This window comes from Sphingopyxis sp. Geo25, from assembly GCF_949769135.1.
Taxonomy (GTDB): Bacteria; Pseudomonadota; Alphaproteobacteria; order Sphingomonadales; family Sphingomonadaceae; genus Sphingopyxis.
In genome coordinates, this window is the sequence record NZ_CATKOZ010000006.1 from 114882 (window position 1) to 135362 (window position 20481).

A 20481-nucleotide genomic window follows, 5' to 3' on the forward strand; every position below is an offset into this window, starting at 1 on the left:
GTTGCGCCCTTCCCTCGCCTCGCGATATGGCGCGATCCTATGACAACGTTAGACAGAAACGTCGGCACCTCGATGCGGCACGCGCACTGGAACGACCTGCCGAGCGGCGGCGACCTGTTCGGCGAGTTGCACCTGGCGCAGGTCAAGGCGGGAACCGCGCCGAAAGGCAGCCTGTTTCCGGGTCTCGCCGCCTGCGCGGCGGGATCGGCGGCGGCGGCGTGGCTGTCCGACCATTATGGTTTTCCGATCATCCTGCTCGGGCTGCTTGTCGGGCTGTCGCTCAACTTCGTCTCGGCGAACGCGGTGACGCACCGCGGGCTCGATTTCGCGTCGCGTACCTTCCTGCGCATCGGCATCGTCGTGCTGGGGCTGCAGGTCACCTTCGGCCAGATCGCGGTGCTGGGGCCGGTGCCGTTCGCGGCGCTGATCGTGATCATGACGCTGACGATGGGCGCCGGGTTCCTGGGCGCGCGGCTGTCGGGGCAGACGCCCTACGCCGGATTGCTGGCGGGCGGCGCGACCGCGATCTGCGGCGCGAGCGCGGCGCTCGCGCTCTATGGCGTGATCGGGAAGAACCGGCTGTCGCAGGCGCAGTTCGCGCTGACCCTGGTCGGCGTTTCGCTGGCGAGCGCGCTTGCGATGACGATCTATCCGTTGCTCGCGGGCGAACTCGGCCTCACCGACAAGCAGGCGGGCTTCCTGATCGGCGCGTCGATCCACGACGTCGCGCAGGCGATCGGCGGCGGCTATGCCTTTTCCGACGCGGCGGGAGCGAGCGCGACGATCGTCAAGCTCGCGCGCGTGGCGCTGCTCGCGCCGGTCGTCGCGCTCGTCGGGCTGCTGCTGAAGCCCGAGGGCGGTGGCGACACGCGCATCTGGCGGCGCCTTGCCCTGCCCTGGTTCATCACGGCCTTCTTTGCGATGGTGACGCTGAACAGCGTGGCGCCGATCCCCGAGGCGATGCGCGCCGCCGCGCTCACCGGGTCGAAGGCGCTGCTGCTGCTCGCGGTGACGGCGACCGCGATGCGGACGCGGCTGGAGCTGCTGCTCGAGATGGGCTGGCGCGCGGCGGTGCCGGTACTGCTGGCGTCGCTGACGAGCTTTGCCGCATCGCTGCTGTTCGCGCTGTCGATCGTCTGAATCGCCGCCGCGCCGGTGGCCTGAAATCGGTCTGGAGATATGGTGCCCGGGGACGGGGTCGAACCGCCGACACTGCGATTTTCAGTCGCATGCTCTACCAACTGAGCTACCCGGGCAGCACCGCTTCGGCCGGTCGGCCGTGCAGGCGAGCGGCGGCTATAGGCAGGGTGTTTCGTCCTGTCCAGTGACTTTCTTGGCTAAAATCGCGCCTCAGTCGCCGCCGAATTTCCCGTCGTCGGTATTGCCGTCGGGCCCCTCGTGCGCGGGAACGCGATAGCCCTCGTTGAACCATTGGTTGAGATCGCGGTCGCGGCAGCCGCGGCTGCAGAAGGGGCGATATTGCTGGACGCGCGGCTTGCCGCAGAGCGGGCATTTGCCGGATTTTGCGGGGGTTTCACTGGGCATGGCCGACTCCTTTCACCTGAACGTCGCGCGCCAGCTCGATCGGGCGACCGGTGCGGCGTTGCAGCTCGGCGATCCATCGCGGGTGCGCGGCGATATGGTCGGCAACGGCGGGGCGCGCGGCGAGTTGCAGCGCGCCGACGCCCCGCGCGCGTTCGGCCTGGCGCAGCAGCAGCGCGGCGTCGGTCGCGACGGGATCGAATCGCACCTGCTCGATCAGCGACGGCCGTTCGCGGCGGCGGATGATCTGCAAAAAGCCGAAGCCGTTGATCGCGGTACGCTCGAAAGGCTGCGGCAATAGTTCGTCGACCAGCGCGTCGATCGCCTGCCGCTCGGCGCGGCCGGCGAGCGACGGGAAATCGATGCCGATCGATCCGCCGACATCGCAGCAGCGGACGAGGCGCAGCGCCGCGGCGCCCCCCGCCTTCGCCAGCACAAATGCATCGCTCTCGCCGTCGATGTCGATCAACAGCATTGCGGGGGTCGCATCGACCCACAGCGCGCCGCCCGGAAAAGGGACGTGGCCGGTGCGGACCCGGTCGATCAGTTCGGACCAGCCCGCCTCCTCCAGCCGGTCGGGACCGGTTTGCGACACTTCGGTAACGGGCCATCCGCTCGCCGCGATCCGGGCGCGCAAGTCGGGCCCGTCGGTTGGCGCCGCATCGGTGATACGCGCCCGCGCCGGCTTGTCGCGCCCGCGTTCGCTGAGCGCCATCCGAACGATCTCGACGTTGAGGCGCGCGCCGATCGAGGTTCCGGGCGGGACCGACGCCAGCGTCGCCTGCGGCTCGCCCGGCAGGTCGAGCGCGACGCGCGCGCCCTTCCCCGCCTCGACCAGCCGCGCCTGAACGACTGCCCCGACGCGCGGCCCTTCGCCGTCGCGCTCGATCCGCGCTTCGATGATCTCTCCGTCCTCGACGAGCGCGGCGCGGCGCTCGCCGATGCCGTCCTCGTAGAGCCACTCAGCCAAGCGGCACCCCGGCGCTCGTCAGCAGCGACCGCGTCTCGAACAGCGGCAGGCCGACGACGTTCGAATGGCTGCCCGCCAGAAAGCGCACGAAGACCTCGGCCTTGCCCTGGATGGCATAGCCGCCGGCCTTGCCCATCCCCTCGCCGCTCGCGACATACCAGTCGATCTCGGCCGCGCTCAGCACCTTGAAGGCGACGATCGTGTCGGCAACCCGGACGCGCGGCTTGCCGTCGGCGCCGACGACGCACACGCCCGACCAGACGTGGTGACGCCGCCCCGACAACAGCGCCAGCATCCGCCGCAGATCGTCCTCGTCGGCGGGCTTTTCGAGGATGCGGCGGCCGACCGCGACGGTCGTGTCGCCCGCGAGCACCACCTCGCCCGCCGCGCGTTCGACCGCGAGCGCCTTCGTTTCGGCGAGCCGCGCGACATAGGTGCGCGGGAGCTCGCCCTTCAGCGGGGTCTCGTCGATTTCAGGGGCCGCGATGCGCGCCGGCGTCAGGCCGATCCGCGCCAGCAGTTCGCGCCGGCGCGGTGAGGTCGATGCCAGTACCAGCGCGGGAGAGGTCGCCGCGCCGCTCACTTGAAGCGATAGGTGATCCGACCCTTGGTCAGGTCATAGGGGGTGAGTTCGACGAGCACTTCGTCGCCCACCAGAACGCGGATGCGGTTCTTGCGCATCTTGCCGGCCGTGTGGCCGAGAATCTCGTGGTCATTTTCGAGTTTGACGCGAAACATCGCGTTGGGCAGCAGTTCGACCACCTGGCCGCGCATTTCCAGAAGTTCTTCTTTCGCCATCTATCCTCTATGGGCTCGAAATATCAGGATGCGGGCCCATAACGCCAAATGACGGCAATTGAAAGCAATCTGTCATCCGGCCGGATTGTGCTTCGCGAGGAAGGCATCGAGGCGGTCGAACCAGTCTTTCAGGTTCACCGGATTCGAGAATCCGTGGCCCTCTTCCTTATAGGCGACATATTCGAAATTGCTGTTCCCTGCGGCCTTCAGCGCCGCGATCAGATTCTGCGACTGGCCGATCGGAACCGTGCCATCATCCTCGCCATGCGCGATCAGCAACGGCCGCTGCAGGCGCGCGGCCTGCTGCGTCGGCGAAACCGAAGCGAGATCGAATTCGGGTTCGCCGGTGACGCGGGCGCGCCAGCGCTTGCCCGCCTCCTTGTCGAGATAGCGCCGGTTATATTTTAGCATGGCCTTCAAATCGGCAACCCCCGCCAGGCTCGCCGCGCAGCGATAGCGTTCGGGATTGCGGATCGCGCCCCACATCGCGGCATAGCCGCCATAGGAGGCCCCGACGATGCACACCCGACCCTTGTCGACGATGCCCTCCTTGACCAGCCAGTCCATCCCGTCGTCGAGATCGTCCTGCATCTTGCGCCCGATCTGGCCGATGCCGGCATCGCCGAACGCAGTGCCATAACCGCCCGATCCGCGGAAATTGGGCTGGAGCACCGCATAGCCGCGGTTCGCGAAAAACTGGACCTGCGGATCATATTCGAGCTTGTCGCGCACCCCATAGGGGCCGCCGTGCGGATAGACGATCAAGGGCAGATTCTTCGCCTCGCGCCCCTTCGGCAGCGTCAGATAAGCGGGGATGTCGGTTCCGTCGCGCGCCGCATAATGCACCGCCCTGGTCACCGCGAGCCGTTCCGGGTCGAGCGCCTGCTGCATCGCGGCGATCGGCGACATCTGGCCGGCGGTGCGGTCGAGGAAATAATATAGGCCCGGTTCGTCGGGGGCTGTCGCGAGGACCAGCATCTGCTTGCCGTCGCGACTCCGCGACGCAACCCACGCCTCGCGGCCGGGAATGGCCCGATCGAGCTGCCCCTGCAGCTTCTTGTTCACTGGATCGAACCATTCGACCCGATCGCGATCGTCGGTATAGGACACGCCCTCGAGCGCGGTTCCACCAAGGTTCAGCCAATAATCGTCGATGTCGTAACGGTCGTTGCCATAGACCAGCTCGCCGAGTTCGCGTGTGCGATAGTTGAAGCGATACAATGCCTGCCGGCCATTTTTGTCGCTGAGCGCATAGCCTTCGTCCGATCCCGTGACGATCTTTGCGATCTGGAAATAGGCGTTCTCGTCGCTCGGCTTCACCGCCGCGATCAGATCGAATTTCTCGCCGTCCGAGCGCCGGTAGTAGAATTTGAGCTTGCCGGCCTCGAAACCGACGCCGGCGCGGACGATACCGGTATCGTCGGCATACCATTCCCAGATCGGCGCACGCCGCCGGATGAGTTCGGTCATCGCCCCGTCGGGAAGGGACACGCGAAAGACCGACGGATAATCGAACATGTCCGACTGCATGGACAGAAGCAGATAATGGCCGTCGGGATCGATGAAGAGCACGTCGTCACCCTCCAGCGAACGCCCGACCCGTCCGAGCGCCTTGTTGGTCTTCGTGGCGAAGTCGTGGAGCAACAACACCGTCTGGCGCACATCGACATTCATGAAGCGCGAGCTGCGTTCGATACTGATCAGAAGCTTGTCGTTGCCCGCCCACCGCAGCCAGCGAAAATCGACCTTTTCGGGCAGGTCGACGCGCGACATCGCCTCCTGGTCGACGGCGCGATACAGGATTGCCTGCCGACCCTTGATCCGGCCGAGAAAGGCGATCGACTTGCCATCGGGCGACAAGGCCGCGTTCGATATTTCCGGAAGCCGCGCCAGTTCCTCGGTAGAGATCCGTGCCGGAGGTGTCGCCGCCGTCGTCTGCGCGGCGGCCGTCGCCGGACGGATGATCGCTGCCGCCAGCGCAAGCAGCATGAACCCCAATGCCCTCATCATTCCCCCATTCCCTGCGGCCGAACAATAAGCCGCTGCGATTTGGGAGCAATCGGGAATTAGTTCACAATGCGCAGCTTTCGCGCGACGCGCCAGCCGACGGTCTTGGCCCGCGCATAACTCGGCCAGCGCGGCGGCATCTTCGGGTCGAGGCCGATGCGGCGGAGCGCGGCGTTGGCGGCGTGCGCCTCGGACTCGCGGTAGCTCCATTCGCTGCGCCAGGTGATCGACAGCGAGATCGAGGGCGCGTCGCCATTGGCGACGAAATGCGGCGCCATCACCGGCATCAGCACCGCGTCGCCGGGCCCCAGCGGCACCTGCTGCGCGGCGCCGAGATAGTCATCCTGCCACGGCAGGTTGCGATGCCCGCCGGTGTGATAGCGCTCATGCTGGGTGCGATGCGCAAAGCGTTCGTCGCCCGAGGGCCAGACGTGCATCACCTTGGTCCCGCGAAGCTGGAGCAGGATATTATGTTCGGGGTCGAAGTGGAACGGCGTGATCGACCCCGGCGACGAGATGAAGACGAAGCCCTGCGGCGTCAGCATCGCGCCGGTGCGCGGTTCGACCACCGGCGCCAGTTCGCCGAGCAGGTCCATCAGCAGCGTGCGATAGTCGGGCACCGTCTCGATATTCTTGAGTACCGCCCAGCTTCGGTTGGTGTCGATGGTGCGGATTGTTTCACCAATCGACAGGCCGTTCGACGGCACATCCTCGGGCGCGATCCCGATCGGCACATCGCCCGGATTATATTCGACCTGGCTCGCGGGCAGATTCTCGCCGAGCGCCGCAAGCGCGTCGAGCGACAGCAGGCGATGCTCGGGCAGGCGGTGGTGCAGCAAGCCCGCCTGCGCCGGATAGAGCACCTCCATCCGCGCGAGTGTTTCCGCCGGAAAAACGTGCCGGTCGCTGGCGGGCTGGTCGATGATGGGCTGGCCGGTCATGGCTGGTCTTCTACCTTCGAAGCGGGGCGTTTCCAACGGCGCCAGATCCTTTCCGCCTTCGCGAGCGCGCGGAAGCGCAGCCGGTCGCCGCTACCGCCCAGCGGCGCGTTGACCCAGACAAGCTGCCGCCGTTCGCGCCAGACGCTGTCGATCATCGGGTGATCGGGCGCCGCGCAGCTGTCGACCCACGCGATGCGCGGATCGCCCAGCAGGTCGAGGTTCGCCTGCTGGAGCAGGACCCCGGGCGAAAAACGGGCATAATCCTCGTCGAACGCGGTCTTGAAGGAGAAGGCGCCGGGGACGGCGAGGAAGTTGACGAGCATCGCGAGCGGCCGGTCGTTCAGCACCAGCGCGCGCATGTCGAGCTTGCCCGCCGCCGCGGCCGCGGTGACGATCGCGCGGAACCACGCCTCGGTATCGCCGTGGCTGGCGAGCGCCGAGCCCGCGCGGCCTTTCCAGCCGCGCGCCTCCAGATCGAGGAAGGCGCCGATCCATTGTTCGATCGGCTCCTCGCCGGTCCAGCGGCGGAAGGAGACGCGCCCCTCGTCCCCAAGGCGGCTGGCCTGCCGGCGCAGCTCCTTGCGCTTTTTCGCGCGCACCGCGACGTCCCAATAGGCTTCGGGCGAAAGGTCGCTCTCGAGCAGCGCGCGCTCCTCGCGGTGGACGATCTCCGCCGCTGCGCCGCGATCGCGCGACACGTCGGCGAGCGCGCGGTGCAGCGGCCCGTCTTCGGTCAGGCGCGGCACATGGATCAGCGTGTGCGCCCAGCCCGCCGCATCGCACCAGCCAAGCAGGATCGACCAGAACAGATGCTCCATCCCCGCGCGCACCAGCGGCGCCCCGTGGAAGTGATTGGGGTGCGCCCAGCCGGTGACGTGGCGCAGCGGCAGCGGACCATATCTGACCGCCGAGGCGAGCGGCATCACCCCGATCAGGGGACCGTCGCGGCCGCCCATCACCATCACCAGCCGCGCCTCGCGCGCGGGGTCGAGCAGGTGGAACGCGGGTTGCAGGCACCAGCGCTCGACGAAGGGATTGGGCTCGCTCGCCTCGTCCGCCAACCCGTCCCACGCTGCCGCGAGGTCGTCGGACAGCGCCAGCGGGTCGACGATGCGCACCGCGAGCGCCGCCGAATCCCCGGCTGCGGTGGCACTGACCGGAAAGGCTGGATGGACCGTCATCGCCGGTTATCCTAGCATCGAAGCGTTAAGAGGAGGTGGCAATTCGTCCAAGCGCGAAGTCTGTAACTTCGTCATCCCGGACCCTTCGACAAGCTCAGGACAGGCTTGATCCGGGATCCATGTTTGAGGCGCGACCTCGAATGGACCCGGATCAAGTCCGGGGTGAAGATGGGAGGAACGCCCAACCAAGACGCCAGCGCGTTCAGATACCGAACAGCTTCGCCAGCGACTTTTCGAGCATGAAGAATTGCCAGATCAGCCGGCCATGATCGCGGCGGCCCGACTGGTGCGCGGCGACGACACGTTCGATCTCGGCCATGTCGAACCAGCCCGAGCGCGCGAGCGTCGCCGAGGTCGCGAGCGCCTTTGCCTGCGGTGCGAGCGGTCCGCGGAACCATTGCGTGACTGGCGTGACGAAGCCCATCTTCGGCCGGTAGAGGATGTCGTGCGGCAGATAGCGTTCCATAGCCTGCTTGAGGATCGCCTTGCCCGTCCCGCCCTTGACGCGCATCGACGCCGGCAGGCTCGCGGCGAATTCGATCAGGCGATAGTCGAGCAACGGCTCGCGCGCCTCGAGGCTGACCGCCATGCTCATCCGGTCGGTCTTGGTCAGGATGTCGCCCGGCAGCCAGATCATCAGGTCGGCATATTGCGCGCGGTCGAGCGCCTCGCGCGCCGGCGCCTCGCTCATCGCCTTCCAGTAGCGCGCTTCGGCGATATGGTCGCCGAGCGCATGGATCGCGGCGTCGTTGTAGAGCCGCGCGCGCTGCGCGGGACCGGTCACGCCGACCGCCTCGGCATAAGCCTCGATCCCGCCCTTCGACAGACCGGCGAGCGTCGCGCGCGCGCGCAGCGGGCGCGGCGCCCAGTCCATCTGCGGCCAGACGCGCGACAGCGGGCCGAGCAGGCCGCGCCGCAGCACGCCAGGGATCAGGCCGCGCAGCCGCTCCTCCTGATGCTGGAAGACGAGGCGGCGGTATCCCGCGAACGCCTCGTCGGCGCCGTCGCCCGAGAGCGCGACCGTGACCTGCTCGCGTGCGAGTTCGCAGACGCGGTAGGTCGGCAGCGCGCTGGCGTCGGCGAAGGGTTCGTCGAACATGTCGGCGATCCTGTCGACGAGCGCGAAATCGGCGGCGGCGACGGTGCGCGTCCGATGGTCGGTCGCGAAGCGTTCGGCGATCGCTTGCGCATAAGCGGTCTCGTCGAGCGCCGCCTGGTCGAAGCCGATCGTGCAGGTCTTGACCGCCTGCGCGCTCGCCTCCGCCATCAGCGCGACGACCGCGCTGCTGTCGACGCCGCCCGACAGAAAGGCGCCCAATGGCACGTCGGACACCATGCGGTCGGTGACCGCCGCGCGCATCAGGTGGACGAGATGCTCGGCGGCCTCGGCTTCCCCGACGCGGACGCGCCTCGAGAAATCGGGCGCCCACCAGCGCTGCGGCTCCGGAAAGGGCTTGCCGCGTTCGAGGAGGAGAAAATGCCCCGCGGGCAATTTCTCGACCCCCGCGACGATGCAATTGTCATCGGGGACATAGCCCAGCGCGAGGAAGTCCTCGACCGCCGCAAGATTGGGCTCTTGCCGCAGCAGGGGGTGACGCAGCAACCCCTTCAGTTCCGACGCAAAGGCAAGCGAACCGTCGGACAGCCGGACATGATGGAGCGGCTTCACCCCCAGCCGGTCGCGCGCGAGGAACAGGCAGCCGCGCGCATGGTCGTGGATCGCGAAGGCGAACATGCCGTTCAGGCGCGACAGGCATTCGACGCCCCATTGCCGCCAGGCCGCGAGGATCACCTCGGTATCGCCGCTGGTGCGGAAGCGGTGGCCGCGATCCTCCAGCTCGGCGCGCAGCTCGCGGAAATTATAGATTTCGCCGTTGTAGGTGATGGTGACGATCTCGTCGTCGCTCGCCATCGGCTGCGGGCTGCCTTCGATATCGATGATCGACAGGCGCAGATGGCCGAAACCGACGCCGGGCGCGGTCCAGGTGCCGCTGCCGTCGGGGCCGCGGTGCGCCATCGGGTGGAGCATCGCGCGCAGGCGCGAGGGATCGACCGGCTTGGCCGTCTCAGTATGATAAATGCCTGCGATCCCGCACATATAGAAAGCGGTCTTAACGCGTTTCGAGCGCGCGGTCAGCCATTGCCTGCGCTCCACCCGACGCGGAAACGAAAGCGGCGATCGCATCGCGGCCGCCGTGCGCCGCTTCGGCCGAGACGATCAGCGACAGCGCGCGGGGGTCACCGCCGAACAGGCGCGCCTTCAGCCCGGCCAGTTTTGCGGTCCGCGCGCTGCCCGTCGCAGTGCCGCCCACGACATACCAGCTCGCGGCATCGCGCAGCAGCGGGCCGGGGTGGAGCAGGCGTTCGGTCTTGCCGCCGTCGACCGCGGGGAGCGCGGCGCTCCATGCCCATTTGCCGTCGGGATCGATCGCGCCCTGCCCGAAGGCGACGACTTCGCGCCCTTCGCCCTGCCGTTCATAGCCGCCGATCGCGACGGTGACGCGGTTCCCTTGTCGATCGGCGAAATGGCCGACGACCCGCCGGTCGGCGCCGTCGAAGCGGGGATGCCAAGCGACGGATTCGGGCGTTGCGGCGGTCCATCCGGCCGGGGTCGCGACCGCAATCGTTGCGGGCAACTCTGCCGTGCGCCCGCCGACAAGCGTCGCCCAGCCGACGAAGAGCAACGGAATGGCAATCGCCCCGCACAGCACAGCCGCCGCATGGCCGGTGCGGCGCGGCGTGCCGCCCAGCCCGCTCACATCGACCGCGACATCGTTCGCGGGGCGGTCGAACCAGCGGCGGGCGACGAGCATCACGACCAAAATGACGAGGCCGAAGAAAATCCATCCGTAGAAGACATGATCGATCCCGCCTGCCGCCTCGATCCCCCAGATCTCGGCCGCGACCATCGTGCCATAGGCGCGCAGCGCGTTGGCTAGGATCGTCGTGGCCAGCGCGAGGCCGACGAAGATGATACGCCGCGTCCAGCTTTTGAAACAGAGGTGCGCGGCGAACACCGAATAGGCGAGCATCGCGATCAGGAAATTGACCCCCGAACAGGCCTCGGCCACCTCGAAAAAGCCCGCGCGGGTGGTGATGAACACGCCCTCGATCTCGGCCGAAAGGCCCGACAGATGCAGCAACATAAGCGAAATTTTCGCGGTGAGCGTCTGGAGCAGGGGCACCAGCTCCTCGCCGAACGGCACGAGGAGCAGTGCGTAAGCGAGCGGAAACAGCAGCCCGCGCACCAGCTTCTCACCCAATGTCGCGGCCACGGCGCCCTGCAGCATCAGCACGAGGCCGAGTTGCCGGAACAGCCCGACCCCCGCCGCCTCGCCGACGAGCCACACCAGCCCCGCGCCCGCGATCCAGACCAGCGCGGGCCACCAGAAAGCGGGCGTCAGCGGGCGCAGCAGCGCGGTACGCTGCGACACCAGCCAGCCGATCATCGGCACCATCAGCAGGCAGTGGGTGAAGGTCGAACTGTGCCACCAGATGCCGGCCATATCGGCGGCGTCGCGGTGGAAGACCGCGAGCATCGCCGCCGCCACGCCCGCGAGTGCGGCAAGGTGCCGCTGCCAGCGCGTCCAGTCCCGCGGGCGGGCGATGGTATGCGCCGTCATGCCGCGAGCCCAAGCAGGTGCGCGAGCGGCGCGAGCTGCGCATCCCAGCCATAGCGCACGATCATCTGCGCCCGCGCCGCCCTTCCCATCGCGGCGGCGGCGGCGGGGTCGTCGAACAGGCGAACGACGGCGTCGGCCATCGCACCGGCCCCGTCGGCGACGAGCAGATGCTCGCCCGGCGCAGCGTCGATCCCCGTCGCGGCGGCGGCGCTCGCGACCACCGGCCGCGCCATCGCCATCGCCTCGAGCAGCTTGTTCTGCACCCCGCGCGCGAGGAGCAGCGGCGCGACCACCGCATCGGCGGCGGCGAGCCACGGCCGGACGTCGGGCACCTCGCCGGTGACGATCACGCCGGGCAGCGCTTCAAGCGCGCGCACCTCATCGGCCGGCGCGCGGCCGACGATCGCGAAGCGCGCTTGCGCGTGATGCTCGCGGATGCGCGGCAGGATATCCGACGCAAACCAGCGCACCGCGTCGATGTTCGGCCGATAGTCCATCTGGCCGGTGAACACCGCGAGCGGGCCGTCGCCCTCGCCCACGCGGTCGAACGACAGCGCGGGATCGAAATGGCCGGTATCGATGCCATTGCCGACGGCATGCACCGTGTCGGCGCCGAGCCCGCTGCGCGCGCGGAACAGCGCCGCCTCGGCCTCGCTGACGAACAGGCTCGCATCGACCGCGCGCGCGACTTCGGCCTCGAACGCGCCGAGCCTCCGCGCCTCGCGCGCGTGGACCCAGTGGAGCGGCTGGCGTTTGTCCTGCTCGGCATAAGTGGCGAACTTCGCCGAATCGACGTCGACGAAATCCATGATGACCGGCCCCGCGAACCCGGCGGGCAGATATTGCGCCATCTGCCCCGAAAAGGCGACGATATGGCTCACCTTGCCGATCGCGAGCAGCGCGCCGACATGCTCGGCAAGCGCGGCGCTGCGGAACAGGCGGTTCGACGCCGGTTCGCCGCGCAGGACTGCCGACGCGAGCGCGACGGGGCGCGATACGCCGCGCACCTCGATGCACAGGCTCCTGCAAAGCGGCGCGAGTTTCGCCTCGGCGACGGCGGCATCCTCGGCCGTATCGGCGAGCGCAGCGACATGGACGGGCGCGAGCTTTGCCAGCGCCTCGAACATGTGCCAGCTGCGGATGCGGTCGCCGCGGTCGGGGGGCCAGGGCGCACGGTGGACCAGAAACAGGATCTCGGCCATTACCCGAGCCCGCGCGCGATCAGCGGGCCGATGCGGTTCGCCGCCCATAGCGGCAGTTTCTTCCAGAGGTCGACCTGCAGCCGGTATTTGGCGCTGGTCGGGTTGGTGTCGCGCGGGCGTTCGCCGGGCGCGAGCCAGCGCGCATAGACGAGCGGTTCGGGCTCGAAGCCCCAATTCTTCTTGTACGCGAAGGGACCGGTGCCGAGTTTCGAGCGGCCGAAATCGAAGCGGGTGCAACCCTTCGCCCGCGCATGGCGCATCAGCGCGAAATACATGAGCTCGTTGGCGCGCAGCCTGCGCGCGTCGGCGGTGCCGCCGCCCCAATAGGGCATCACCGTACCGCGCCAATAGAGGCTGAGCACGCTCGCGACCGGCGCGCCATTGACACGCACCGTCAGAATATCGGCGTCGCCACCGAATGCGTCGAGCACCGCGTCGAACAGCGCCTTCGGGAACACCGGCGTGCCAAGGTTGCGGACGCTGGTCGCATAGATGCGATAATGGTCGCGCCGTTCGGCTTCGTCGGAACCGGTCGTGATCGTCAGGTCGCTTTCGAGCGCCTTGCGCACCTCGGCGCGCTGCTTGCGCGGAACAGCGAGCAGTTCGGCGTCGTCATCGGCGGCGAGGTTGCGGACGAAGCCGGCATAGACACCCTCCTCGCGGTGCCACCCGTCAGCGTCGGGAAGCGCCCCGCCGCGCAGCTCCACCGAGGGAACGCCGAGCGATTTCGCCATGTCGGCCGCGCGCTGCGCGAGCGTTGCGGCGACCGCGTCATTGTCCGCCAATATACCGCCGTCGACCGCAAAGCCGCTGCCGACGAGCGCCTGCCCGAAGAGCGGCGAGCGGACATGATGAAGCGGCACGATTCCGGTGAGCGCGCCGTCGGCGCCGCGCACGGTGACGAGGTGGCAGATGTGTCCGGTCGCGCGCGTGATCGCCTCGCACCAGGCGCGGCTGTGGAAGGGCGTCGCCTCTCGATGCGCGGCGACATAGGCGTCCCACGCGTCGGCATCGGTCAGCGGCACCGGGGGCTGAATCGGCGCGTTCACGCGGCGGCGCGCCACGACTGCGCGCGCTCCTGCTGCGCGGGGATCAGCGCATCGGCGCGGGTCCATTCGAAATCGGCGAGCAGTTTCTTGAGCTTGCCCGCCATTGCGGAAAGGCCGGTGTAATGGCGGATTCTCGACCTCACCGGCGCGTCGGCGACGCGCGGCTGGCCGGGATCGATTTCCCACGGATGGAAATAGAGGATCGCGGGATGCCCCTCGGCGTTCATCCGCTCGATCGCCCAGCGCGTGAAGCCATAGGGGAGAAGGCGCATGAAGCCGCCGCCTCCCGCCGCCAGCGTGCGCCCGGCAAAGCGCGCGGTCGTCACCGGCCATTCGACAAGATCGCTGTCGGGCAGCGGGCGCCAGGCATGGCGCGGGCTCTGCGGCCAGCCATAATGGTCGTGGATGACGGGTGCGACGCTCGACGAATAGGCATAGCCCTGTTCGGCGAGCACGGCATGCGCCCACGGCGTGCGCGTATCGACCGAGAAGCTGGGGGCGCGATAGCCGCGGATCGCGACCCCGCCGAGATCTTCGAGGATCGCCCGCGTCCTTGTGAGGTCGGCGGCGAAATCGTCGGCCGTCATCGAGAAGACGCGCTTGTGATCATAGCCGTGGCTGGCGAGTTCATGCCCCGCCGCGACGATGCGCCGGATCAGCGCCGGATAGCGTTCGGCGACCCAGCCGAGCGTGAAGAAGGTGCCCTTGGCGCCCGCCTCGGCGAAAATCTGCAGCACCGCATCGCAATTCGCCTCGACCCGGCATTCGAGCGTCGGCCAGTCGGCACGGTCGATCGTGCGCTCAAAGGCGCCGACCTGGAACCAGTCCTCGACATCGACCGACAGGCCGTTCTGCATCGTCCCTCACCTTCATCAACATCTTAGCAGTCGATGTTCAGAACGTCACGCCGCCCAGACTTCGGACTTCGTGGGGTTGGGCGAATTTTCGGGATCGCGCTCGACCCATTCGATGAGCAGGTCGAGCACGCGGCGCAGCGCCGCATCCTGTTCGACGAGCCGCGCCTCGAGGCTGGCGATCTGGTTTTGCAACGCGGCGATCTGCGCATCATGCGCGGCCGGGGCCTGAGCGACGGGTTCGGACACAAGCTCGATCACGTCGTCGGCCGCGGCGGGCATCCCGGCCTGATCGGCGACGAGCGTGCGCGCGGTTGCGAAATCGGTGGGCGCGGCAAAGGGCGGGCGGCCATCGTTCGACGCGTCGGACCACGCCTGCGGCGGCTCGGCGGCGGCGGCCGCGTGCGCGACAACCTCCTCGACCGGCAGCGGAGCGAGGCTTGCTTCGTCAATCCCGCGGTCGGCCTCGATCTCGCCGATCACGTTGCGGACATGCTGCGCCGAAATGCGGTGCAGTTCCTCGACCGCGCCGAACAGCAGCAGGCGGCTGACCAGCACGTTCAACTTGCGCGGCACGCCGTCGCTATAGTCGTAGATCAGCTCGAACGCCTCGGGCGCGAAGCTCGGATTGCCCGTCCAGCCGACCTTCTTGAGGCGGTGGAGGATATAGGGTTCGACCTCCTCGGGCTCCATCGGGTCGAGGTGGTGCGTCGCGATCACCCGCTGGCGAAGCTGCTCGAGCGCGGGCGTATGGAACAGGGTCTGGCGGAATTCGGGCTGGCCGAGCAGGAAGATCTGCAGCAGCGAATGGTCGCCGAGCTGGAAGTTCGAGAGCATGCGCAGCTCTTCGAGCGCCGAGATCGCAAGATTCTGCCCCTCGTCGACGATCAGCAAGGTGCGGCGGCCGGCGCGCGCCTGTTCGCGCAGATATTGCTCGATCGAGCGGAGAAGCTCCGCCTTGCTCTGCTCTTCCCACTCGATGCCGAACTGTTCGGCGACGAGGCGGAGCAGATCGTCGCCCTCGACCTGCGTCGACACCAGCTTGACCGCGGTCAGGCGGTTGGGATCGATCGTGTTCATCAAATGGCCGACGAGCGTCGTCTTGCCGGCGCCGACGTCGCCGGTGATGACGATGAACCCCTCGCCCTGCGCGAGGCCGTAGCCGAGATAGGACATCGCCTTGCGGTGCGTGCCGCTCTCGAAATAGAAAGCCGGATCGGGCGTCAGCTGGAAGGGCCGACCGGTGAAACCATAATATTGATCGTACATCGAAATTCCCCGATCAGAAATTGTACCGCAGGCCGACCAGCGCCGAACCGATCAGGCGGCTGTTGAAGCCATCCTGGTCGAACGCGCTCAGCGCCGCCGCCGCGCTGCCCGTCAGCGAACGCCAGATGCGCCGCGAATAGGCTGCCGAAATCCCCGCCGACTGGACATCGCCCGCACCCGGCGCGCCATTGTCGTAATAGTTCAGATAGCCCGCAATGCTGAGATCCGAATCGACATCGAGCTGGCGCCTCGCGGTCAGGAAGAGATAATAGCTCTCGTCCTTCGTGCCATCGAGATAGGCGAGCGGTGACGCCGCCGGAACGAGCAGGCGGCGGCGGTCGTAACCGACCCCGACGCCATAGCTCCAGCGGCCGTAGGTAGAGCTCAGGATCGCCTGCACGCCGCGGTTGCGATACTGGAAGGTGCCGGCATTGCCGAGCTGGTTGTTGAGGCAGCCGCCGGTCTGTTCGCCGAAGACGCAGGTGTTGACCTCGCCGCTCACCGGGTTGCGCGTCGGGTCGAACTGCGTCGGCAGCGCCGCGAGGCCGGTCGAAAGCCCGCGGCCGAAGCTCGACAGCCCGTCATAGACGCCGACCTGGACCAGGGTCGCATGGTCGGGGCGATAGGCGAAGCTGCCGGTATAGACGGTGTCGCCATAGCGGCGGCCGACGCGCGCGGTCAGCGAGGTGCGGCGGCTCGGCTGCCACATCACACCCGCGTCCCAGATCAGCCCGTCGACGTCGAACGACAGCTGGCGCGGGCTCGATGTGTCGGTGACATAGCGGCCGTTCGCGTCGAGCACCGGCACGCCGTTCGCATCGACCACCGGGTCGCGCTGGCCGATCTCGACATCCTCATAACCGACGCCGCCGAGCAGCGCGACGGTCGGCGAGATCGGCACCGTGATGTCGGCGCGCGCATATTTGCCGTCGAAACGCTGGTCGAGCTGGCTCGCATCCTCGCGTTCCCAGCCGCCCGATACCTGCCAGCCGAACGGCAGGTCGCCCGGCCGCTGGCCGATGCTGCCCCACGCGACATGGTTGGTCGAATGGTCGAAGACATCGCGGGGCTGGACGCCGGGCGCGAGCACCGCGGGATTGTCGACCTCGACCTTGGTGTAGCCGAAGCGATAGCCGGCGCCGACGTCGAGATTGCCGATACGCCGCGCGAAGGTCGGCCCGGCGTAGATGGAATAGAGGTCGGCGACATTGGTCCCGCCCCCGATAAAGAAGCCGCCGTCGGCGCCCTGCCCGTCGGCGCGCGCGCGCGTCGCGAGCGCCCCGGCTTCGAGATTCAGCCCCTGCGCGGCTTCGAGACGGCCGCGGACGAGGCCGCTCAAGATATCGGCGTCGCTGAGCCCGCCGCTTTCGCCGAAACGATGTTCGTAGCGGATCGTTCCCGCAAGCTCGGCTCGGCGCGTCACGATCGCGGCGTCGACCCCGACAGCGACGGTCGTGTAGGTCAGGACATCGCCGTCGCCGCCTTTCAGGTCGGCGGTCAGCACCTGATCGACCTCGAGATAAGGACTGACATCGACCTGCCGCTGGCGCTTCTTGCGTTCGCCGCGCTTCGCCTTGCGGCCGGTTTCGGACGCCGCAGGTGCGCTGCTCGCCCCCGGATCGCTGGACGCGGCGCCGGGATCGCCCGAGAATTGCGCCTCGGCGCTCGTCGCGGTTCCCGCGAGCAGCAGCGCGGCAAGCGCCGCCGCCGTGCGCAAGGTGAAACGGGGAGACATCACGCGCCGCCTCCCTGGCCGTAATAGGTGCCGAAGCGGCGGCCGCCCGGCGAGAATTTCACTCCGTTGAGCAGGAGCTGGATGTGTGGGCACGCCCCCATCAGGCCGATCGCGTCGCGCAGCGCGCTTTCCATCGTCTGGTCGGCGCGCACGACCATGATGAGCTGGCCGACATGCCCGGCGAGCACCGCCGCGGGCGATGCCGCGAGGACGGGCGGCGAATCGAGGATGACGATCCGGCCCGGCGCGCCCTGTTCGAGCTGCGCGAGCAGCGCTTCGGTCCGCGCCGAGGCGAGCAGTTCGGTATCGTGCATATGCTGCGTACCCGCGGGCATGACCTTCAGCCCCGGAATGTCGGTCTGGATCAGGCAGTCGGCGAGCGGCAGATGCGGATCGGCGAGCGCGTCCATCAGCCCCGGACCGTCTTCGAGACCAAGCGCGTCGAGCACACTCGGCTTCGCGATATCGGCATCGATCAGCAGCACGTCGTGGTCGGCCTCGACCGCGAGGCTGAGCGCGAGGTTGACCGCGGTGAAGGTCTTGCCCTCGCCGGGGTTCGCAGAGGCGATGAGGACGCGGTGGCCGCGCGGCACGACCGGCCGGTTCGCGGTCCCCGCGAAATTGCGGATGATCTCGCGCTTCACGATGCGATATTCCTCGGCGATGCCGGTCACCGGGGCGCCCGGAACGACCATGCCGCGCGCGGCAAGCCGGTCGCGGTCGATGCGGGCGTGGCGCGCGGGCTGGATCGCGGGCGCCGCCTTCGCGACATGCTTGCGCGGCGAGGGCTTGGCGGACGCCGGCTCGACAGCGGGCGTCACGTCGATTGCGGGTTCGGGCGCCACGTCCGGCGGCAATATTTCGGCGACGGGTTCGGCCTTCGCCTTGCGCGCGCGCTTCTCGGGCTCGGGCGGCAGTTTCGACACGTCGATCGTCGACGCGTTCTTCGCTGGATCGAGGCCGAACATGTCGGCGGCGCGTTCGAGCAGCGAGGGCTGGCGCTTGACGGGGCGTTGGTCGTTCATGTCCTCTTCCCCGCTCACGCGACCATGCCGCGCTGGACGAATTCGGCGATCAGCAGCAGCGCATAGAGGCCGACGAGCGCCCCCGCTCCGCTGGCGAGCCACACCAGCTTTTTCCGGCGTTCGACATGGCGGTCGGGCGTCACCACCTCGGTGATCGACCCGATCACCGGCAGTCCGCTCGCGCGCTCGAGCTTCGCGGCGGTGGCATAGCTCGGACGGACCTGCGCGAGGCCGAAGGCCGCGCCGATGCCGCCACCGATCCCCGCCAGCAGCACCAGCGTCAGGAACAGCGGCCGGTTCGGCGCCGCGGGGCTGGTCGGCTTCGACGGGGGATCGAGCAGTTCGATCTTGATCGCGTCGGTTTCGGTCTGCGCATCGCCGCGCAGCCGCACCTGCTCGCGCTGGGCGAGCAGCTTGTCATATTGCGCCTTGGTCGCGGTATATTCGCCGTTGATCCGGTCATATTCGGCGGCGACGCCGGGGTTCTGGATCTGCTGCGAGGTGATGCGCGCGATGTCGCCCATCAGCTGCGACTTGCGCGCGGTCAGCGCGCTGACCGTCGCCTGGCGTTCGGCGCGCATCGCGGCGAGCGAGGCATAGGCGGGATTCTGCATCCCGCCGCCGCCACCGCCGCTGCCTTCGCGATCGGCGATGGCCTTCAGCGACGCGATCTGGCTCTTCAGCGCGATGACGTCGGGATGCGCATCGGTGAGCCCGCGCGCGCGCATCGAGGAAAGTTCGTTCTGCGCGCCGGCAAGCTGCTGGCGCGCGACGCTGCCGCCCACACCGCCGCCGGCGCCGGGGACCGACTGCGGGGTCGAGGCAAGCTGGCCGTTCGCGGCTGCAAGCTGCGCTTGCGCCGAAACGAGCTGGCTGTCGATCTGGCCGAGTTCGGCGCGCGCCGCCTCGACGCGCTGCGCGGGCGAGCCGGTGCCGCCCGGGATCAGGCCGATATTCTGCGCCTCGAACGCCGCGCGGCGCGCCTCGATCTCGCGCAGGCCCTTTTCGCGGTCGGCGATCTGCGAATCGAGGAATTTCAGGCCCTCGCGCGTGTTGACGCGGCCACCGCGCAACTGATCGTCGCGGAATACGGTGATCAGGCTGTCGAGTATTCCGCTCGCGAGCTTCGCATTGTCGGCGTCGGACAGGCTGCCGATCCCGACCGAAGAGGTCAGCTCGAAGATATTCTGCTGTTGCGGCACGACCTTGATATTCTGCTGCAGCATCGCGACCGCGCCCGCCTTGTCGCGCTCGCCGGCATCGGCGCCGATCAGCCCGGTGGTCGCCGCGACCTTTTCGAGGTTGCGCGCGCTGGTCAGCGTCTCGCGGATCTGGTCGATCTGCTGCCCGCCCCCGAACGAGCCACCGGTGCCATCGTCGGGCAGGATCTGGTTGACCTCGACGAGCAGCCGCGCGCGGCTGTCATAGCGGTTGGGGATCGACGCGACCGCAAGCCAGCCGAGGATGCAGATGCCCCAGGCGACCGCGAGCACGAGCCAGCGGCGCGTCCAGACGCTGTGCACCGCCACCCGGATTTCGTCGTAAAGGCCGTTCATCGCTCGCTGTCAGTCCTTGGCAATCATGTCGGTGGGGGCAAAGATCAGAACATGCTTTCGGGGATGATGATCACATCGCCCGGTTGCAAGCGGACGTTCGCCTTGATGTCGCCGCGCTTGATGAGGTCGTTGAGGCGGAGCCCGAACTCCTCCTGCTTGCCGGTGCCCTTGTCGTAGCGGACGAGGCGCGCCTTATTGCCCGCCGCATATTCGCCGAGGCCGCCGACCGCGATCATCGCGTCGAGGACGGTCATGTTGGCGCGGAACGGGATCGACGCGGGCTTCTCGGTCGCGCCGACGACGCGCACCTGCTGCGAGAAAGTGCTGTTGAAACTGGTGACGATCACGCTGACGATCGGATCGGTGATATATTGGCTGAGCTGCAGCTTGATGTCCTGCTGCAGCATCGTCGGCGTCTTGCCGACCGCGGGCATGTCGGTGATCAGCGGGGTGGTGATCCGGCCGTCGGGGCGCACCTGCACCTTGCCGCCGAGTTCGGGATTGCGCCACACGAAGATCTGCAGCTCGTCGAGCGGCCCGATGATATATTCCTCGCCCGGCCCTTCCTGGTTCGCGACGAAATTGGCGCTGGGAAGCTGCGGCGCCGACCCCGTGCTGCCCACGCATCCCGCGAGGGCGGTCGCGGCGATACCCGAGACCAGCGCAAGGCGTGCGACATGAAGCGAGGGGAAGGACGTCATATTCAAATCACCTTTCGAGCGGCCGAGT

At 68.1% G+C, this 20481-nt stretch carries 18 protein-coding genes and 1 tRNA gene; 1 reads left to right on the forward strand and 18 read right to left on the reverse strand.

Annotated elements, in window-relative coordinates; genetic code table 11:
* Window positions 1-39: 39 nt before the first annotated feature.
* Complete coding sequence (locus QOL68_RS15400) at window positions 40-1140, forward strand: YeiH family protein (protein ID WP_231729152.1); 1101 nt, start codon at window positions 40-42, stop codon at window positions 1138-1140.
* Window positions 1141-1180: 40 nt separating this feature from the next.
* Here QOL68_RS15400 and QOL68_RS15405 read toward each other — a convergent pair.
* The 18 genes from QOL68_RS15405 to QOL68_RS15490 form a co-directional block, all read right to left on the reverse strand.
* Window positions 1181-1256, reverse strand: a tRNA-Phe gene (locus QOL68_RS15405).
* A 94-nt stretch (window positions 1257-1350) separates the two neighbouring features.
* Window positions 1351-1545 (reverse strand): DNA gyrase inhibitor YacG, encoded by a 195-nt coding sequence (locus tag QOL68_RS15410; protein WP_282949954.1) that lies wholly within the window; start codon window positions 1543-1545, stop codon window positions 1351-1353.
* A complete protein-coding gene (locus QOL68_RS15415) occupies window positions 1535-2512 on the reverse strand; it encodes a ribonuclease (protein WP_282949953.1) in 978 nt (325 codons plus the stop codon). Before QOL68_RS15415 ends, QOL68_RS15410 begins: the two co-directional genes overlap by 11 nt.
* On the reverse strand, window positions 2505-3095 hold the full coding sequence (locus QOL68_RS15420; RefSeq protein ID WP_282949952.1) for a Maf family protein: 591 nt from the start codon (window positions 3093-3095) through the stop codon (window positions 2505-2507). The genes QOL68_RS15415 and QOL68_RS15420 overlap by 8 nt, the downstream gene beginning before the upstream one ends.
* Window positions 3092-3310 (reverse strand): translation initiation factor IF-1, encoded by a 219-nt coding sequence (gene infA / locus QOL68_RS15425; RefSeq protein WP_010162480.1) that lies wholly within the window; start codon window positions 3308-3310, stop codon window positions 3092-3094. Before infA ends, QOL68_RS15420 begins: the two co-directional genes overlap by 4 nt.
* 72 nt (window positions 3311-3382) lie before the next feature.
* Window positions 3383-5320: an alpha/beta hydrolase family protein gene (locus tag QOL68_RS15430; protein WP_282949951.1), complete on the reverse strand. Its 1938-nt coding sequence runs from the start codon at window positions 5318-5320 to the stop codon at window positions 3383-3385.
* A 56-nt stretch (window positions 5321-5376) separates the two neighbouring features.
* On the reverse strand, window positions 5377-6258 hold the full coding sequence (locus QOL68_RS15435) for a cupin-like domain-containing protein (protein ID WP_282949950.1): 882 nt from the start codon (window positions 6256-6258) through the stop codon (window positions 5377-5379).
* Window positions 6255-7439, reverse strand: a complete 1185-nt coding sequence (locus QOL68_RS15440; RefSeq protein ID WP_282949949.1) for a GNAT family N-acetyltransferase — start codon at window positions 7437-7439, stop codon at window positions 6255-6257. The genes QOL68_RS15435 and QOL68_RS15440 overlap by 4 nt, the downstream gene beginning before the upstream one ends.
* A gap of 202 nt (window positions 7440-7641) precedes the next feature.
* Window positions 7642-9537 carry an XrtA/PEP-CTERM system amidotransferase gene (locus QOL68_RS15445; protein WP_282950024.1) on the reverse strand — a complete coding sequence of 632 codons (1896 nt, stop codon included), beginning with the start codon at window positions 9535-9537 and terminating at the stop codon, window positions 7642-7644.
* Between the two features lie 13 nt (window positions 9538-9550).
* On the reverse strand, window positions 9551-11062 hold the full coding sequence (gene xrtA, locus QOL68_RS15450; protein ID WP_282949948.1) for an exosortase A: 1512 nt from the start codon (window positions 11060-11062) through the stop codon (window positions 9551-9553).
* The gene (locus tag QOL68_RS15455) at window positions 11059-12264 is read right to left on the reverse strand and encodes a TIGR03087 family PEP-CTERM/XrtA system glycosyltransferase (protein WP_282949947.1); all 1206 of its coding nucleotides are present in this window, start codon (window positions 12262-12264) and stop codon (window positions 11059-11061) included. The genes xrtA and QOL68_RS15455 overlap by 4 nt, the downstream gene beginning before the upstream one ends.
* On the reverse strand, window positions 12264-13328 hold the full coding sequence (locus tag QOL68_RS15460) for a FemAB family XrtA/PEP-CTERM system-associated protein (RefSeq protein ID WP_282949946.1): 1065 nt from the start codon (window positions 13326-13328) through the stop codon (window positions 12264-12266). Before QOL68_RS15460 ends, QOL68_RS15455 begins: the two co-directional genes overlap by 1 nt.
* Complete coding sequence (locus tag QOL68_RS15465) at window positions 13310-14170, reverse strand: XrtA system polysaccharide deacetylase (protein WP_282949945.1); 861 nt, start codon at window positions 14168-14170, stop codon at window positions 13310-13312. The genes QOL68_RS15460 and QOL68_RS15465 overlap by 19 nt, the downstream gene beginning before the upstream one ends.
* 45 nt (window positions 14171-14215) lie before the next feature.
* Window positions 14216-15436: an XrtA/PEP-CTERM system-associated ATPase gene (locus QOL68_RS15470; RefSeq protein ID WP_282949944.1), complete on the reverse strand. Its 1221-nt coding sequence runs from the start codon at window positions 15434-15436 to the stop codon at window positions 14216-14218.
* A 13-nt stretch (window positions 15437-15449) separates the two neighbouring features.
* Complete coding sequence (locus tag QOL68_RS15475) at window positions 15450-17171, reverse strand: hypothetical protein (RefSeq protein ID WP_282950023.1); 1722 nt, start codon at window positions 17169-17171, stop codon at window positions 15450-15452.
* Complete coding sequence (locus tag QOL68_RS15480) at window positions 17171-18196, reverse strand: AAA family ATPase (protein WP_282949943.1); 1026 nt, start codon at window positions 18194-18196, stop codon at window positions 17171-17173. Before QOL68_RS15480 ends, QOL68_RS15475 begins: the two co-directional genes overlap by 1 nt.
* Before the next feature lie 14 nt (window positions 18197-18210).
* Window positions 18211-19752, reverse strand: a complete 1542-nt coding sequence (locus QOL68_RS15485; RefSeq protein WP_204991582.1) for an XrtA system polysaccharide chain length determinant — start codon at window positions 19750-19752, stop codon at window positions 18211-18213.
* 44 nt (window positions 19753-19796) lie between these two features.
* Complete coding sequence (locus QOL68_RS15490; RefSeq protein WP_282949942.1) at window positions 19797-20453, reverse strand: XrtA/PEP-CTERM system exopolysaccharide export protein; 657 nt, start codon at window positions 20451-20453, stop codon at window positions 19797-19799.
* Window positions 20454-20481 lie beyond the last annotated feature (28 nt).